We start from the raw sequence: 14,755 nt of genomic DNA, 5'->3' as shown, positions 1-14,755 counted from the left end.
GGTCAGCGGATGACCACGTCGTCGATACGGACCGCGAGATCTTCCTCGCGGGCTGCTCCCTGCCAGTCGCTGGGATGGAGACAGGCCCAGGCGCCGCACCGCGTTGCGATGCGCAGGCTCTCGTCGGTCGACAGTCCGCGGGCGCGACCCGCAAGATAGCCCGCCGCGAAGGCATCTCCGGCGCCGACCGTATCGACAGGGCTGATGCGTTCGGCGGGCACCTGGTAAACGGTGCCGTCGATCCCGGCGACGCATCCGCGACTGCCGCGCGTCACGATGACGTCGGAGGGGCCCGACCGCATGAGCAGCGGCGGCAGGTCGTTGATTGCGGCGGAGCGCGCGGCGGGCGTGAGCATCCGCGCCTCTTCGTCGCTTGCGAACAGGATGTCCACGAGCGGGAGGAGGTCGTTGCAGACGCTGCGCGCCGTGCTCATGCTCCAGAGCTTCGCGCGGTGGTTCACCGCGAACGACACGATGAGACCGTGGGTCTTCGCGCGCCGGACCGCTTCGAAGAGGGCCTCGCGTGCGCGGAGGGAGATGGCCAGGGTCACCCCCGTGACGTGGAGCATGTCGTAGGCCGAGAAGTCCACCCGATCGAGGTCGGCGACATCGAACTTGCTGCCCGCACTGCCAGAGCGGTAGTAGTTGACGACGGTTGCGCCGGAGCGCGGCGTCGACTTCAGCATCAGGCCGGTCGGGGCCGACTCGTCGGTGACGGCCACGACGTCGACGCCTTCGGAGCGGAGGTCGGCGACGACCCGTCGGCCCAGTGCGTCATGTCCGACGCGCCCGAGCCAGGTCACCGGCACCCCCAGACGCGAGAGCCCGATCGCGGTGTTGCCCTCAGCCCCGCCGGTGTCGACCGATGCGGTGGCGAGGCGCTCGAATCCGCCGAGGGCGTCGCCGCGGATGAGGCCCATGCTCTCGCCGAACGTCAGCACGCGCTTCGGTGTCGTCATGCGCTGCTCCTGGCCTGGTCGTGGAGTTCCCGGCACGCGCGTGCCAGCTTCCGGATCGCGGCGAAATCGCCCGCGGCGATCGCGGCCCGCGGCACCATCCAGCTGCCGCTGACGGCGAAAACCGTGGTGCGCTCGAGGTACGCCGCTGCGTTCTGCGCCGACACGCCTCCGCTGGGCAGGATCCTCATGTCGGGGAAGGGCCCCGCCAGCGCATCCACATAGGCCGGGCCGCCGAACGTGCCCGCCGGGAAGAGCTTCACGTGGGTGTGGCCGCCCTCGCGTGCGCGCTGCAGCTCGGTCGCCGTCGCGATGCCGGGAACGGCGGCGATTCCACGTGCGCGTGCGCGGCCATCGACGGCAGGTGAGAAGCCAGGCGACACGAGGAAACCGGCCCCCGCCTCGGCGACCGCGTCGACCTGCGCCGCGTCGAGCACGGTACCGGCGCCCGCGAGGAAGCCCTCGACCTGTGCCGCTTCACGCAGCGCGCCGAGGCCGGCGGGCGTGCGCAGCGTGAACTCTGCGCAGCCGATACCGCCGGCGAGCAGCGCCTCGGCCAATGCGGCGCCGTGGTGCGCGTCGTCGAGCACGACGACCGGGACGATACCGATCCGCTCGAGTTCGGCGACCGCATCCGTCGTCGTCATCTCCCGAGCCAGCCCCCGTCGACCGGCAGGGTGATGCCGTCGACGTAGTCCGAGGCGCGGGAGGCGAGGAACACCGTGGCGCCCGCCAGGTCGTCGGGCCGCCCCCAGCGGGCGGCGGGGATGCGCTCGAGGATCGCGGCCGAGCGGTCGGGGTCGTCGCGCAACGCCTGTGTGTTGTCGGTCGCGATGTAGCCGGGGGCGATCGCGTTGACGTTGACGCCCTGCGCCGACCACTCGTTGGAGAGCGCCTTCGTGAGCCCGGCGATGCCGGACTTGGCGGCCGTGTAGCCGGGCACGTTGATGCCGCCCTGAAAGCTCAGCAGCGACGCGGTGAAGATGATCTTTCCCCGCCCGCGGGCGAGCATCTGCCCGCCGATCGCCTGGGCCAGCACGAAGGGCGCGGACAGGTTGATCTGCAGCACACGATCCCACGACGAGAGCGGATGCCGGGCGGCCGGCGCGCGTTCGATGGTGCCGGCGTTGTTAACGAGGATGTCGACGCGTCGCTCGGCCAGCGAGCGTGCGAGCGCCTCGACGGCGATCGGGTCGGAGAAGTCGCAGGCGATTCCCTCGAACCCGCGGCCGAGCTCCGTGACCGCGCGCTCGATCTCGCTGCCCGACGACGCCTGCGACGCGCTCACTCCGATGATGTCCGCGCCGGCCTCGGCCAGGGCGAGAGCCATCGCGGAGCCGATCCCGCGCCGGGCGCCGGTCACGACGGCGGTGAGTCCGGTGAGGTCGAAGAGCCCGCTCACCGCGCGCCCCCCACATCCACGAGGATCTTCATCGCGCGTCCGGACTCCAGCTCCGCGAACGCGGCGGGGGCCTCGTCGAGCGAGACGATGCCGCTGATGAGGCGATCGGCTGGGATGACACCCGCGGCGATGAGCTCGACCGCGGTCTCGAAGTCGGTGCGCTGGTAGACGCGGGCGCCGAGAATGCGCAGCTCGCGCCAGAACACGCGCTGCAGATCGAGCGGGCGGGGCGTGGGGTGGATGGCGACCACGACGATGGTGCCGCGCACCTTCGCGAGGTCGGTCGCGCCCAGCACAGCCTGCGCCGCGCCGGAGACCTCGAAGACGACGTCGGCACCGGCCCCGCCCGTCCACTCGTCGACGGCATCCTTCTGGTCGCGCTCGCGCGGGTCGAGGGTGGCGAATCCGAGGTCGGCGATCTGCGCACGCCTCTTCTCGTCGAGCTCGATGACGAGCACGTCGGCCCCGAAGTGGCGAGCCACCGTGGCGATCAGCAGACCGATCGGGCCGCCTCCGATGACGACAGCGCGGTCGCCGGGCGCCAGCTCGCTGCGTCGGACGTCGTGGACGGCGACGGCCACGGGCTCGATGAGGGCCGCGTGATCCAGCGGCGTGCCGGCGGGGATGCGGACGAGGGTGCGCTCGGGAACGTTCCACAGCTGCTGGAGGGAACCGGGAGAGTCGATGCCGATGAAATCGAGGTTCTGGCAGATGTGCTGGTTGCCCGCGAGGCACGCGGGGCACGTGCCGTCCCAGTCCAGCGGCATCACGGTCACGGCGTCACCGACCTGCCAGTCGGTCACGCCCTCGCCGACGGCCGATACCGTACCGCTCATCTCGTGTCCGAACACGAGCGGGGTGCGCACCCGCTGGTCCATGCTCCCGTGCACGATGTGCAGGTCGGTGCCGCAGAGTCCCGTGTAGGCGACCGCGATCTGCACGTCGCCCGCGGCGGGGGATGCGGCGGTGAGCTGCGTGGGGCTGACGGTGCCGTTGCCCTCGTACACGAGGCCGTTCATGCGGTGGTCCTTTCCAGGGGGATGCGGGAGAAGCGGTAGAAGCGGGTGGCGGTGCCGGACAGCACGGCGGCGCGTTCGCTGGCGCCCCAGCCGTCGAGGATCTCGAGCAGTGCGCCGTGCACGCGCCCGTGCCCGCCGGCGCGCTCGACGATGGGCCAGTCGCTGCCGTACATGAGGCGGCCGGCGCCGAACAGTTCGGCCGCATCCTCGATGAACGGGCGGACGTCGTCGACGTCCCAGGCGCGGGCGTCGCCCACGGGCGGGTACAGCCCCGACACCTTGGCGTGCACCAGGGGATGCGCGGCCGCCTCGGCGAGGAGTTCTCGCCAGGTCGCGCGGTCCGAAGGGCTGCCGCCGATCGGAGGCTTGCCCAGGTGGTCGATGACGATGCGCAGCGTCGGGTGACGCTCCAGGATTTCGGGGATCTCGGCGAGGGCGTCGGCCGAGCCGGTGACGAAGTCGAGACTGAGGCCCGCCTCGGCGAGCAGGCCCAGCGCGGCGCTCTGGGCGGGCTGCGACAACCATCCGGGCTCGCGCTCGTGGATGAGGTTGCGCACCCCGACGAGCAGCGGATCCTCGGTGAAGACGGCGAGACCCTCCTCGACGGCGTCGGGATCGTCCAGCGGCAGCCAGCCCACGATCGCCGCCACCCGGTCGGGGTGCCGCGCGGCCTCGACACGCATGACGGCGGTGTCGTCGGCGTTGTCGGCGGCCTGGACGAGCACGACACGGGCGACGCCCGCCCGGTCGAGATCCGCTGCGATATCGTCGATCAGCAGCGCGCGATCGAGGGGATGCAGGTCGGCGGTGAGCCAGGGGTAGGGAGCGCGGCTCGGGTCCCAGACGTGCAGGTGGGCGTCGACGATCATGCGGACTCCAGTTCCTTCCAGGCGTCGTCGGAGATCGCGGTCTCGTACCGGTCAGCGGTTCCGTTCACCTGCGCGGCCGTCCGCATCCCGACCACGACCGAGGCGACGGCGTCGTCGCGCAGCGGATACTGCACCGCCGCATCCGGGAGGGTGATGCCGTGGTGCTCCGCGATCGCCGCAAGGCGCCGCGCACGGGCCAGGACCTCCGCGGGGGCGGGGCCGTAGTCGTAGGTGGCGTCGTCGCGGACGACCGCGTTGCTCAGAAGACCAGAGTTGTAGACCGCGGCGGAGACGACCGAGACACCGCGCTCGTGCGCGAGCGGCAGCAGTCGCTCCTGCGCGGTGCGATCGAAGAGCGTGTGGCGACCGGCGACCATGACCACGTCGATGTCGCACTGCTCGATGAAGCGCACCAGCATCGCGGTCTGGTTCATCCCCGCGCCGATCGCGCTGACCACGCCCTGCTCGCGGAGCTCGATGAGGGCGTCGACGCCGGTCGTGGATGCCGCATCCCAATGCTCGTCGGGGTCGTGCAGGTAGACGATGTCGATGCGGTCCAACCCCAGGCGGCGCATGCTCCCCTCGAGCGAGCGCAGGATGCCGTCGCGCGAGAAGTCCCATTCGCGGCGGTGCGTCGCGGGTGCCATGAAGCCGTGGTCGTTGTCGAGGATGCCTGCGGCGGCGCGCTCCGGGGTCGGGATGAGGGCGCGCCCGACCTTCGTGGAGACGACGAAGTCTTCGCGGCGGCGGCCCTGCAGCGCCAGGCCGAGGCGCTTCTCCGAGAGGCCGACGCCGTAGTGCGGCGCGGTGTCGAAGTACCGGATGCCGCGCGCCCACGCGGTGTCGACCGCGCCGGACGCTTCGTCGTCGGTCGTCACGCGGTAGAGGTTGCCCAGTTGTGCCGCGCCGAAGCCCACTTCGGATACGGCCAGCCCACCGATCGCCCGCTGATGCATGAAACCCCTTCGTCCGCGAATGATCATACATCTTATGTAGGGATGTGCGCATGGCGAATCGCGCCAGAGTCCGGGATGCGGATGCTCTGGGTTTTCTGGGGGCAGATCGGTTAACCGGCGCGTTGCGCTCGCCGCTCGAGCAGCGCCTGCACCGCCACGACCGCCAGCACGACGGCGGCGCCGGCGGCGGCCAGCAGCACCGGGCCCACGGCGTCGCCCGTCGGCGCGACGGCGCTGCCTGCCGCATCCTGCCAGGGCCAGAGAGCCCGGAGGGAGCCGAGCATGAGTCCGGTCATGATCGCCAGCATCGCCGCGTGGAAGCGGGCGAGCAGCATCCGCAGGATGTTGACGAACAGGCTGAGGCCGACGACCGCGCCGATCGCGAAGGCGACGATGTAGGGAACGTTGCGCTCGTTCAGGGCGACGAGCGTCGTCTCGTAGAGGCCGAACACGAGCAGCAGGAAGGCACCCGACAGGCCGGGGAGCACGAGGGCGCAGACGGTCACGGATGCGGCGAGGGCGACGATCACGAGCGGCGGATCCTCGATGGTTCCCGACGGCAGGCCGGTGAGGAGAAAGGCGGCGACCGCCGCGCCGAGGGTCGCGACGGCGAGGCGCCAGGTCCAGTCGCGGCCCAGCATCCGGATCGGGATGAGCAGGGATGCGGCGATCATGCCGCCGAACACCGCGCGGGTCTCGGTCGGAAAGTCCTGCACGAGCGGGGCGAGGAGCTTCGCGCCGAGCACGACCGCGAGCACCATCCCCAGGAGCACCGGTACGACCACCGCCCAGCGCACGGCGCGGAAGTGGGATGCGGCGCGGGCCAGACCCTTGCGGCGGAAGACATCGGTCAGCGCGAGCGTGCCGCGCACCACGTGACTGGCCGCTTCGATGAGCGTGGCGTAGACGCCGACGATGAGGGCGACCGTGCCGCCGCTGACCCCCGGAACCACCTCCACCGCGCCGATCAGGGTGCCGCGGACGAGATCCACGGCGGGTCGGAGGGGTGAGCGTCGGTCGGCAAGGGTGTCGGCCATACCTCCCTACGCTACGGGAGGGGTCGGGGAGGGGCTACTCGGGCAGGGGCCGAGCGCGGATCTCAGTGGTGGCGGACTCGTGCGGACAGGTCATGAACTCCGAGCTTGCGGTGATTGTTAACGTCGATGCGACGGTCGTGGCGATCGGCGAGATTACGCGTGTCAAGGAGGAGACGGGCTGCACGCCCGTTCGCATCGCGATCGATATGGATCCGCTGCGTTCGCACGAACTTTTGGGGAAATGGGCCGCAACGAATGGGTCGCGCAACTCGAGCGCCTTCGTACCGGAAATGCGTGTGTTTGATTGAGCTATCTCACCGCAGTCGCGCGAGTCCTCCGATCTCAGGGGCACGCGTGCCTTCGCGTGGGTTGTCGTCCCGGAGCGTCGTCAGTGCCCCTCGCTACTCTCGGGGTGTGGATCCGCTTCTTGCCCGTGCCGACGAGGTGGCCGAGTCGATGCTTGCCGCGACGTGGCTGACCGCGGTCGCTACCGTCGTTGGCGTCGTGATCGCGGGTGCCGCTTTTGTCGCCGCTGCTATGTCAATCGTGCAGACCGGACGACAGATGCGTGCTGCGGCTCGCAGCGAGGCTGAGAACTCGGATGCGCAGACACGCCCGTACGTCGGGGTGGACATCGTGCCAGGTATTGCATCGCTGCCATCGTTCGATGTCGTGATTCGGAATCACGGTAAGACCAGTGCCCGGGGGATACGGATCACTTTGCTTGACGGCGAGTTCGGCGCACGAAACGGCGATGACGTGGTCGGTTCTGCGCAAGCGAGGGTATTCGCGAATCCGTTCGATTTGGCTCCCGGAGCGCATCGACGGCTGCTCTGGCAGGTCCTGGCGAGCAACGGAGCAAGCCGCCCAGAGAACATAGGTGCGCCGGATGCAGGGAAGATCGGAATCAGCTACGAGTGGGAGCCGGGCGACGGCAGGGATCGACGCTCGTATAGCGACTCAATCCAGTACGACCTGCGCGACTACCCCGCCTTGATCACCTTGGCGGGCACTGGTGGGAAGTCTGACGGGCGAACCGCTGAAGACCACCTGAAGAACGCGGTCAAGGCGCTCCGTGCGATTGCTTCCCATGTAGGGAACGGCATCCGATGACTATGGGCGGCGCCTTCTGGCCGCCGCGTGGGGGGGGCACTGCTTGCGTACGCAACGGAGGTAGGACGCTACTCAGGTGCTCGGAACGCTTGTGGATAGGGCGCTAGAGAAGCCCGCACTCGCCGACGGTTGCGGAGAGTTCGGGATCGGATCCTGCGACGGCGCATCGCGAGGGTCATCGGACCAAGGCTCGCAAGACCCCAAAGATGAGACACGAAACAGAGGGGGCCCGGGCGCGCGCGAAGGGCCAGGGCAAGCGGGGCCCCTCGCGGGCTTCGCCCGCTCTCGATTTCCGTCGTGTGGAGGGGCCGACGGGAATCGTCCCCGCCGCCTTCTCCACACGCGGCTGCGCCGCGCGCGGAGCCTCTGGCGGCGGGGGCCCACTCAAGGGTTCGATTCACTCTGCCGTTACATGGAAATAGCGGCCCGGACGAGCCGGACCGCTATTTCCATCAGAGGGGCTGACGGTCCCCAACGCTTCTCCACGTCCCGCTGCGCGGGCCGCGGAGCCTCTGCGTCGTGGGCCCAATCGAATACGCAGGCTTCGCCTGCTTTCGATTCCCGCGTCACTGGAAATGACTGAAGGTCCGGACGAGCCGGGCCTTCAGTCATTTTGAGGGGCTGACGGGAATCGAACCCGCGCTGTCTGCTTGGGAAGCAGAAGTTCTGCCATTGAACTACAGCCCCGGGGGTACGCGGCCAGCATAGCAAAGGGCATTGCTCGCTAGGCTGGGCGCGTGCTGCTCTCGGATCGCGACATCAAGCAGGAACTCGCCGACGGACGCATCGGGCTGGAGCCCTCCGACCCTGAGATGGTGCAGCCCTCCAGCGTCGACGTGCGTCTGGACAGGTACTTCCGGCTGTTCGACAACCACAAGTACCCCTTCATCGACCCGGCGGAGGATCAGCCCGAGCTCACTCGGCTGATCGAGGTGCGCCCCGACGAGCCGTTCATCCTGCATCCGGGCGAGTTCGCGCTCGGCGCGACCTTCGAGCGTGTCACCCTGCCCGACGACGTCGCCGCCCGCCTCGAGGGCAAGTCGTCGCTCGGCCGCCTCGGCCTGCTGACCCACTCCACGGCCGGATTCATCGACCCCGGGTTCACGGGTCACGTGACCCTCGAGCTCTCCAACGTCGCGACCCTGCCGATCAAGCTCTGGCCCGGCATGAAGATCGGGCAGCTCTGCTTCTTCCGCCTCAGCTCGCCCGCCGAGAACGCCTACGGCTCCGGCCCCTACGGCAACCGCTACCAGGGCCAGCGCGGGCCCACCGCATCCCGCTCCTCGCGCAACTTCCACGTCACCGACGTCGGCATCACGGATGCGGGAGCCGCCGGTAGCTGACCCGGTTCAGCTTCGCGCGCGGTCGCGGCCGAGGGTCGCCGCCATGCGCGCGGCCTGCCGGAGCGTGAGCTGAGGCAGGTAGCACCGCACGAGCGCGAGACCCGTTGCGGGCAGCGCCGCCGAATCGGCGACCACGAGCCAGACGGGGGAGAAGTCCGGCTGGAACTTGCGCTTGAAGCTGTGCAGCGAACGGAAGCCGTAACCCGGCTCCAGCAGCGACCCCGCGAGATCGAGCATGCGCTGCACCGCATCCGATTCCGCTCCGGCCTCCGCCGTGTACGCGAGGGGCGCGCCCGACAGGCTCAGCGTCTGCAGCCCCTCCTCCTTGAGCTGTACGACCACCGCGCCGATGACGAACTCCATCACGCCGTTGAACGCCTCGTGCCGCCGACGCATGACATCGAGCACGTAGCCGCGGAGTCCCTCAGGACCGTACAGCGGCAGCCAGCTCGTGATCGCCTCGATACGACCGTCCTCGGCGATGGCGAGCATGAGCCGCACATCCGGATCGTCGACCTGGTCGAGCCCTCCGAGCGTGAACTCCATCTCGGGGAGCTCCTTGTCGGCCAGCCACGACTCCGACAGCGTGCGCAGCTGCAGGTGCTGCGCGATGCTGAGCTCGGCCCAGCGCGTCCACACCGCCGTCACGCCCTCGCGCGCAGCCTTGTTCGTCGCCGTGCGGATGTCCTGCCGCTTCTTGCCCGCGGGCGTCCACTCCTGCGCGTCGAGCAGCGCTTCCTCGGCGATCCGCAGCCGGTACCAGCCCCTCGACGCGAGCTCGGCGCTCGGTCCATCGCTCACGCTGTAGAACACCGGCCGCCATCCGTTGTCTCCGCAGAACGCCGCGAACTGCTCGAACACCCGCACCTCCGCGAACGCCGGGCCGAAGGGGCCGCCGACCGTCACGGCGACATTGTGGTGCACCTGATACGCGATCGCGGCGGTGCCGTCGGGCGAGAACCAGTAGGAGTTGCCGGGCCAGGTCGACATGAAGCTGAACGAGTCGCCGCCGCCCGCGCGCAGCAGCTCGCGCGCACGGATGCGGTCGTCCCGGTCGCCCACCGCCGCCGGCGCGAAGATCAGGTACGCCGTCGCGAGCACCGCGCCCGCCCAGAAGATCGCGGGCGGCAGGTACCAGAAGATGCGCGCCTCGAACGTCTCCGGCACGAACGTCACCACATCGGGCGGCAGCAGCGTGGGCGGGATGAAGCGCAGCGGCAGAGCGAGCAGGATGTCGCCCAGATCGATCACCGGATCGTGGCCCTGGCGCGTCAGCACCTGTCCCGCGGTCGCGATGAGCGCGGTGAGCACCGTCGCGCCGCCCAGCACCGCGAGGTAACGCCGGCGCGCGGCGGGGCTCGACGTCACGCGGAGGTGCCGCCGGAAGACCAGCAGCGCGATCGTCGTGCCGAGCGGTGCCACGGCGGCCAGCAGCGCGCCGGAGATCGTCTGCCAGACGTAGGTCTCCGCATCCGTCCCCTGATACGCGGCGATGTCGGCGACCGTCTCCGGCTGCAGCGTGATCCACTGCACGAGGATCCAGCCGAACACCGCGGCGTTGAGAACGACCGCGATCCACAGTGCCGCCCGCCGGCCTCGGAGGATGCCCCACGCCGCGATCAGCGCGATGATCATCGGCAGCAGCGCGATCCAGCCCGCCGCCGGGAACACCTCGGCAGCCGTCGTGTACTCGGAGGGGCAGTCGACCACTGAGCCGAACGCGCACGTCGTGCCGTCGACCACGACGACCGGGTCGATGCTGAGGAACCCGTAGAACGACAGCAGACCGGTGCCCGATCCGAACCACGTCGCGATGACGGGGCCGATGCCGCCCACGGCCACGAGCGACGCGAGCAGCACGCGGATCTCGTGGTGCGAGCTGCGCACGACGAGGGTCCGCGCCCGCCGCCCGCCGAGGAGGAAGCCCACGCCGAGTCCGACCGGCAGCGCCACGAGGATGAAGAGACTGTCCGCGTCGCCGCGGTAGAGGAAGAGCACGCACACGGCGAGAAGGGATGCGAGACGCACCCGCCGTCGCCAGAGCGCACCGATGAAGCAGCTGGCCGCCATCGCCGTGCACACGATCGCGGCCAGTGGGGTGAGCGTGAAGAAGAAGACGTCGTTGAGCGGCAGGAACGCGAGGAAGCGTTCCTCGAGCAGCCCCACCACGATCGAGACGGAGGTGACCAGCAAGCCGCCGGCGACGTAGGCGATCGCAGCCCGCGCCGTACCCATGACCCGTTCCGCCTGGCCCACCACGACGACCGCGAGCACGAGTGTCGTCAGCAGCTCCGGGACGGAGCCCGTGACGAACATGGGGGTGATGGCCGACCACCAGCGGAAGTCGTCGAACGAGTCGTTCCATGGCGGCAGCAGCCCGGTATCGGCATCCGGGGGAGAGGTGATGACGATCTGCGCGACGCTCGTCACCAGCATCACGAGAAGCAGCACCGTCGTGAACGGATGCCGCCGCAGCCACGCGGCCACCATCGCCGCGATGCCCCGCATCCTGCTCAGAGGCGATTCCGAGACGGATGCGGGTGGAGCTGCGGACATGGCGTCATTGTCGCAGGAGGACCTTTCGACCCACTGCGCGCCACAGTGCGGGCCAGCACCCTAACCTGGATCGAGAACGCGACCACGGGGCCGGGAGACGACACGATGACTGTGCAGGAAGTGATCTCGGAGTACGACGTGCTGGGAAGCCCTCCCGACGCGCTGCGCTCGGTGGTCGAGCTCGCCGCCTTCGTCGCCGAGGTCCCGATGGCGACGATCAACATCATCACCGACGACGCGCAGCATCAGCTCGCCGCTGTCGGTTTCGATGCGGACATCTGCCGCCGCGAGGACTCGATGTGCGCGCTCAATCTGCACCTGGGGCAACCCGTCGCCGTCCCGGATGCGAGCGAGGACCCGCGTTACCGCTCGAACCCGTTCGTCACGGGCGACCTCGGGTCCGTCCGCTTCTATGCCAACCATCCGCTCGTGCTCGCGGGAGAGACCATCGGCACGCTGTGCGTCTTCGATACCGTGCCTCGCGAGATCGACGAGCACCGCACAGCGCTGCTGGCCGTGCTCGCCGCACGGATCGTCGACATCCTCGAGCTCGAGCGACGCACGCGATATCTCCACACCGTGCTGCAGCGGGCGGAGGAGCTCCGCGACGAGCTGCGTCGCTCCAACGATCACCTGTCCGCCTTCGCCGGTCAGATCAGTCACGACCTCGCCGGTCCCCTCACCTCCGTCACGATGTCGCTGCACCTGCTGCAGGAGCAGTTCGAGGAGGAGCTGAAGGTTCCCCCCTCCGTGGAGAACTGGGTGGCCACCGGCATCCGCGGCACGTCCCGGATGCAGGAGATGATCCGCGACATCCTCGCCTTCGCACGCCTCGGTGGAGTGCTGAACCTCGCCCCGACCGACCTCGGTGCTCTCGCGCACGACGTGCGCGCCGACCTGGGTGTCACCGACGACGACCCGCGCATCACGATCGGCGACCTTCCCGTCGTGGCGGGCGATGCGACCCAGCTGCGCGCGGTGCTGCAGAACCTCGTCTCCAACGCGCTGAAGTTCGGCGGGACGGATCCTCGGGTCGACCTGCGCGCGCAGCGCACGCCCGAGGGATGGTGCATCGAGGTCGGAGATCGCGGCCCCGGCATCGACCCCGCCGACGTCGAGCGCGTCTTCGACCCCCTCGTCCGCGCGAACACGGAGGTCGAGGGCACCGGCATCGGCCTGTCCACCTGCCGTCGCATCGTGCAGGCGCATGGTGGCACGATCGGCATCCAGCCGCGCGCGGGCGGCGGCACCACCGCCTGGTTCCAGTTGCCCGCATCCCGCCAGTGACGCGGCCATTACCTCGCAGTGCCGTGCCGCACAAGAGGTGAGGGGGTCTCTCGCGTGACCTGTCTACGGTGAGGTGGTGAGCACCGCACCCGAATCGGCCACCCCGCCCGCACCCGCGCCCACGCGAGGCATCGCTCGGTGGGTCTTCTGGCCCGCCGCATCCGTCGTCTTGATCGCCGCGACATTCGCGATCATCTTCCCGAGCGCGGCGGAGGTGTTCTTCGGCACCATCCAGACCGGCATCGTGAACACCTTCAACTGGTACTACGTGCTGATCGCGGCGTTCTTCGTCGCCTTCGCCCTGTTCATGGGCTTCAGCCGCTTCGGCGACATCAAGCTCGGCAAGGACACCGACGAGCCGGAGTTCTCGCTCGGTGCCTGGTTCTCGCTGCTGTTCGCGGCCGGGATGGGCATCGGTCTCGTCTTCTACGGCGTGAGCGAGCCGCTCAGCCACTACGTCGATCCCCGCCCCGGTGTCACCGGAACGCCCGAGCAGCTCGCGCAGGGCGCGCTCACCCAGACCTACCTGCACTGGGGTGTGCAGGCGTGGGCGATCTACGTGGTCGTCGGACTCGCCCTGGCGTACGCGATCCACCGACGCGGGCGCCCCATCTCCATCCGCTGGGCGCTGGAGCCCCTGCTCGGGCGGCGCGTGCGCGGCGGGTGGGGCAACGCTATCGACGCGATCGCGCTGTGCGGCACGATCTTCGGCGTCGCGACCTCGCTCGGCCTCGGTGTGCTGCAGATCGGTTCCGGATTGCAGGCCGCGGGCCTGCCCGAACCCGACACCCTCATGAACGTCCTGATCATCGCCGTCATCACCGTCTTCGTGCTCTTCTCGGTGCTCTCCGGCGTCACGAAGGGCATGAAGTGGCTCTCGAGCGCGAACCTCATCCTCGCGGCGGTTCTGCTCGTGTTCGTGCTGGTGTTCGGGCAGACCGAGTACCTCCTGCGCGAGTGGGTGCAGTCGATCGGCGCCTACCTGCAGAACTACGTCGGGCTCAGCTTCACGGTGAGCGCGTTCCAGGGAACCGCGGGCGAGGAGTGGCAGGCGGCGTGGACCTCGTTCTACTGGGGCTGGTGGATCGCGTGGGCCCCGTTCGTGGGCGTCTTCATCGCACGCGTCAGCCGCGGTCGCACGGTACGTCAGTTCGTGATGGGCGTGCTGCTGGTGCCCACCCTCGTCGGCATCCTGTGGTTCGCCGTGCTCGGCGGGTCGGGCCTGTACCAGGAGCTGCACAACCCCGGCTCGATGCTCACTGACGGCGAGGTCGACCTGCAGGGTGCGCTCTTCCGCCTGTTCGAGTTCCTGCCGGGCACTCCCGTGCTGACGATCGGTGCGATCGTGCTGATCGCCATCTTCTTCGTCACCTCGGCCGACTCGGGAGCCCTCGTCATGGCGATGCTCGCAACCGGTGGCAACCCCGAGCCGAAGCGGTGGGTGCGCGTGTTCTTCACCCTCGCCACCGCGGTGCTCGCCATCGCCCTGCTGATCGCCGGCGGCCTCACGGCCCTCCAGTCTGCCGCCATCCTCATCGCCCTGCCGTTCAGCGTGGTGATGCTGCTGATGTGCTGGTCCACGATCGTCGCCTTCCAGCGCGAGAGACGCGTGTACGACCGGGCGCAGCGCGCGCAGCTGCTCGAGCAGATCGGCGACCACTACGGCCTCGAGGTCGAGCAGGAGAACGAGGGCGGGCTTCGGATGCCCGCGTGGATGCGGCGCCCGCGCATTAACGTGAAGGAGTGACGCAACCCTCCTACCGCTTCGCCCGTCTCGCGGAAGTCCCCGCCGAGACCCTCTATCGGCTGATGTGGCTGCGCGTCACGGTGTTCGTGGTCGAGCAGGCCGCCGCATATCCGGAGCTCGATGGGCGCGACCTCGAGCCGGACGCGGAGCTGTTCTGGGCCGAGCAGGAGGGTGAGGTCGTCGCGACCCTCCGCCTACTGCACGACGAGGAGACGGGTCACGCCCGCATCGGGCGCGTGGCGACGGCCGAGGCCGCGCGCGGGCGGGGCGTGGCCGCCGAGCTCATGACGCGCGCCGTGCTGCGCGCGGGGGAGCGCTGGCCGGGGGCGGCGATCGTGCTCGACGCGCAGGAGCACCTTGCACCCTGGTACGCGCGCTTCGGGTTCGCCGTCGACGGTGAGCGCTTCCACGAGGACGGCATCCCCCACGTGCCGATGCGGCGGATCGCCGACTGAGCGGGAATGCGCCGC

14 protein-coding genes and 1 tRNA gene are annotated in these 14,755 nt (G+C 69.6%); 6 read left to right on the top strand and 9 right to left on the bottom strand.

What is annotated here, in order from left to right; translation table 11 throughout:
• Positions 1-2: 2 nt before the first annotated feature.
• The 7 genes from QE374_RS08530 to QE374_RS08500 all read right to left on the bottom strand — a co-directional run bounded on the left by QE374_RS08530 (position 3) and on the right by QE374_RS08500 (position 6,239).
• A complete protein-coding gene (locus tag QE374_RS08530; protein ID WP_309733950.1) occupies positions 3-959 on the bottom strand; it encodes a sugar kinase in 957 nt (318 codons plus the stop codon).
• Positions 956-1,603 carry a bifunctional 4-hydroxy-2-oxoglutarate aldolase/2-dehydro-3-deoxy-phosphogluconate aldolase gene (locus QE374_RS08525; RefSeq protein WP_309733948.1) on the bottom strand — a complete coding sequence of 216 codons (648 nt, stop codon included), beginning with the start codon at positions 1,601-1,603 and terminating at the stop codon, positions 956-958. Before QE374_RS08525 ends, QE374_RS08530 begins: the two co-directional genes overlap by 4 nt.
• On the bottom strand, positions 1,600-2,358 hold the full coding sequence (locus QE374_RS08520; RefSeq protein ID WP_309733947.1) for an SDR family oxidoreductase: 759 nt from the start codon (positions 2,356-2,358) through the stop codon (positions 1,600-1,602). The genes QE374_RS08525 and QE374_RS08520 overlap by 4 nt, the downstream gene beginning before the upstream one ends.
• Positions 2,355-3,377, bottom strand: a complete 1,023-nt coding sequence (locus QE374_RS08515) for an alcohol dehydrogenase catalytic domain-containing protein (protein ID WP_309733946.1) — start codon at positions 3,375-3,377, stop codon at positions 2,355-2,357. Before QE374_RS08515 ends, QE374_RS08520 begins: the two co-directional genes overlap by 4 nt.
• Positions 3,374-4,246, bottom strand: coding sequence for an amidohydrolase family protein (locus QE374_RS08510; protein WP_309733945.1), 873 nt, complete (start codon positions 4,244-4,246; stop codon positions 3,374-3,376). The genes QE374_RS08515 and QE374_RS08510 overlap by 4 nt, the downstream gene beginning before the upstream one ends.
• A complete protein-coding gene (locus tag QE374_RS08505; protein ID WP_309733944.1) occupies positions 4,243-5,202 on the bottom strand; it encodes an aldo/keto reductase in 960 nt (319 codons plus the stop codon). The genes QE374_RS08510 and QE374_RS08505 overlap by 4 nt, the downstream gene beginning before the upstream one ends.
• Before the next feature lie 110 nt (positions 5,203-5,312).
• On the bottom strand, positions 5,313-6,239 hold the full coding sequence (locus tag QE374_RS08500; protein ID WP_309733942.1) for a DUF368 domain-containing protein: 927 nt from the start codon (positions 6,237-6,239) through the stop codon (positions 5,313-5,315).
• A gap of 92 nt (positions 6,240-6,331) precedes the next feature.
• On the opposite strand from QE374_RS08500, the gene QE374_RS08495 reads away from it, so the two are divergent.
• The gene (locus tag QE374_RS08495; RefSeq protein ID WP_309733940.1) at positions 6,332-6,547 is read left to right on the top strand and encodes a hypothetical protein; all 216 of its coding nucleotides are present in this window, start codon (positions 6,332-6,334) and stop codon (positions 6,545-6,547) included.
• A gap of 106 nt (positions 6,548-6,653) precedes the next feature.
• The gene (locus QE374_RS08490) at positions 6,654-7,352 is read left to right on the top strand and encodes a hypothetical protein (RefSeq protein WP_309733939.1); all 699 of its coding nucleotides are present in this window, start codon (positions 6,654-6,656) and stop codon (positions 7,350-7,352) included.
• 616 nt (positions 7,353-7,968) lie between these two features.
• On the opposite strand, the gene QE374_RS08485 is transcribed toward QE374_RS08490, so the two are convergent.
• Positions 7,969-8,039 (bottom strand) — tRNA-Gly (locus QE374_RS08485).
• Positions 8,040-8,089: 50 nt separating this feature from the next.
• Between QE374_RS08485 and dcd the strand changes: the two genes are divergently transcribed.
• Complete coding sequence (dcd, locus tag QE374_RS08480; RefSeq protein ID WP_234073992.1) at positions 8,090-8,695, top strand: dCTP deaminase; 606 nt, start codon at positions 8,090-8,092, stop codon at positions 8,693-8,695.
• A 6-nt stretch (positions 8,696-8,701) separates the two neighbouring features.
• Here the strand turns inward: dcd and QE374_RS08475 are convergent, their stop codons facing one another.
• Entirely contained in the window at positions 8,702-11,251 is a 2,550-nt protein-coding gene (locus QE374_RS08475; protein ID WP_309733936.1) for a DUF2156 domain-containing protein, read from the bottom strand.
• 105 nt (positions 11,252-11,356) lie between these two features.
• On the opposite strand from QE374_RS08475, the gene QE374_RS08470 reads away from it, so the two are divergent.
• The 3 genes from QE374_RS08470 to QE374_RS08460 all read left to right on the top strand — a co-directional run bounded on the left by QE374_RS08470 (position 11,357) and on the right by QE374_RS08460 (position 14,740).
• On the top strand, positions 11,357-12,538 hold the full coding sequence (locus QE374_RS08470; protein ID WP_309733935.1) for an ATP-binding protein: 1,182 nt from the start codon (positions 11,357-11,359) through the stop codon (positions 12,536-12,538).
• Positions 12,539-12,611: 73 nt separating this feature from the next.
• Positions 12,612-14,285: a BCCT family transporter gene (locus QE374_RS08465; RefSeq protein WP_309733933.1), complete on the top strand. Its 1,674-nt coding sequence runs from the start codon at positions 12,612-12,614 to the stop codon at positions 14,283-14,285.
• A complete protein-coding gene (locus QE374_RS08460; RefSeq protein ID WP_309733932.1) occupies positions 14,282-14,740 on the top strand; it encodes a GNAT family N-acetyltransferase in 459 nt (152 codons plus the stop codon). The genes QE374_RS08465 and QE374_RS08460 overlap by 4 nt, the downstream gene beginning before the upstream one ends.
• The last annotated feature ends 15 nt before the right edge of the window (positions 14,741-14,755 follow it).

The sequence above is a fragment of the Microbacterium sp. SORGH_AS_0428 genome (assembly GCF_031453615.1).
GTDB lineage: Bacteria > Actinomycetota > Actinomycetes > Actinomycetales > Microbacteriaceae > Microbacterium.
The sequence above is the reverse complement of the archived record's forward strand: the minus strand, read 5'-3'. Positions and strand labels throughout refer to the sequence as shown.

What these genes read in the sequence shown, in the direction of transcription:
- QE374_RS08505 (WP_309733944.1), bottom strand. Translation starts at nt 5,202, where the DNA reads ATGCATCAGCGGGCGATCGGTGGGCTGGCCGTATCCGAAGTGGGCTTC.
- QE374_RS08510 (WP_309733945.1), bottom strand. Translation starts at nt 4,246, where the DNA reads ATGATCGTCGACGCCCACCTGCACGTCTGGGACCCGAGCCGCGCTCCC.
- QE374_RS08500 (WP_309733942.1), bottom strand. Translation starts at nt 6,239, where the DNA reads ATGGCCGACACCCTTGCCGACCGACGCTCACCCCTCCGACCCGCCGTG.
- QE374_RS08495 (WP_309733940.1), top strand. Translation starts at nt 6,332, where the DNA reads ATGAACTCCGAGCTTGCGGTGATTGTTAACGTCGATGCGACGGTCGTG.
- QE374_RS08530 (WP_309733950.1), bottom strand. Translation starts at nt 959, where the DNA reads ATGACGACACCGAAGCGCGTGCTGACGTTCGGCGAGAGCATGGGCCTC.
- QE374_RS08470 (WP_309733935.1), top strand. Translation starts at nt 11,357, where the DNA reads ATGACTGTGCAGGAAGTGATCTCGGAGTACGACGTGCTGGGAAGCCCT.
- QE374_RS08515 (WP_309733946.1), bottom strand. Translation starts at nt 3,377, where the DNA reads ATGAACGGCCTCGTGTACGAGGGCAACGGCACCGTCAGCCCCACGCAG.
- QE374_RS08475 (WP_309733936.1), bottom strand. Translation starts at nt 11,251, where the DNA reads ATGTCCGCAGCTCCACCCGCATCCGTCTCGGAATCGCCTCTGAGCAGG.
- QE374_RS08525 (WP_309733948.1), bottom strand. Translation starts at nt 1,603, where the DNA reads ATGACGACGACGGATGCGGTCGCCGAACTCGAGCGGATCGGTATCGTC.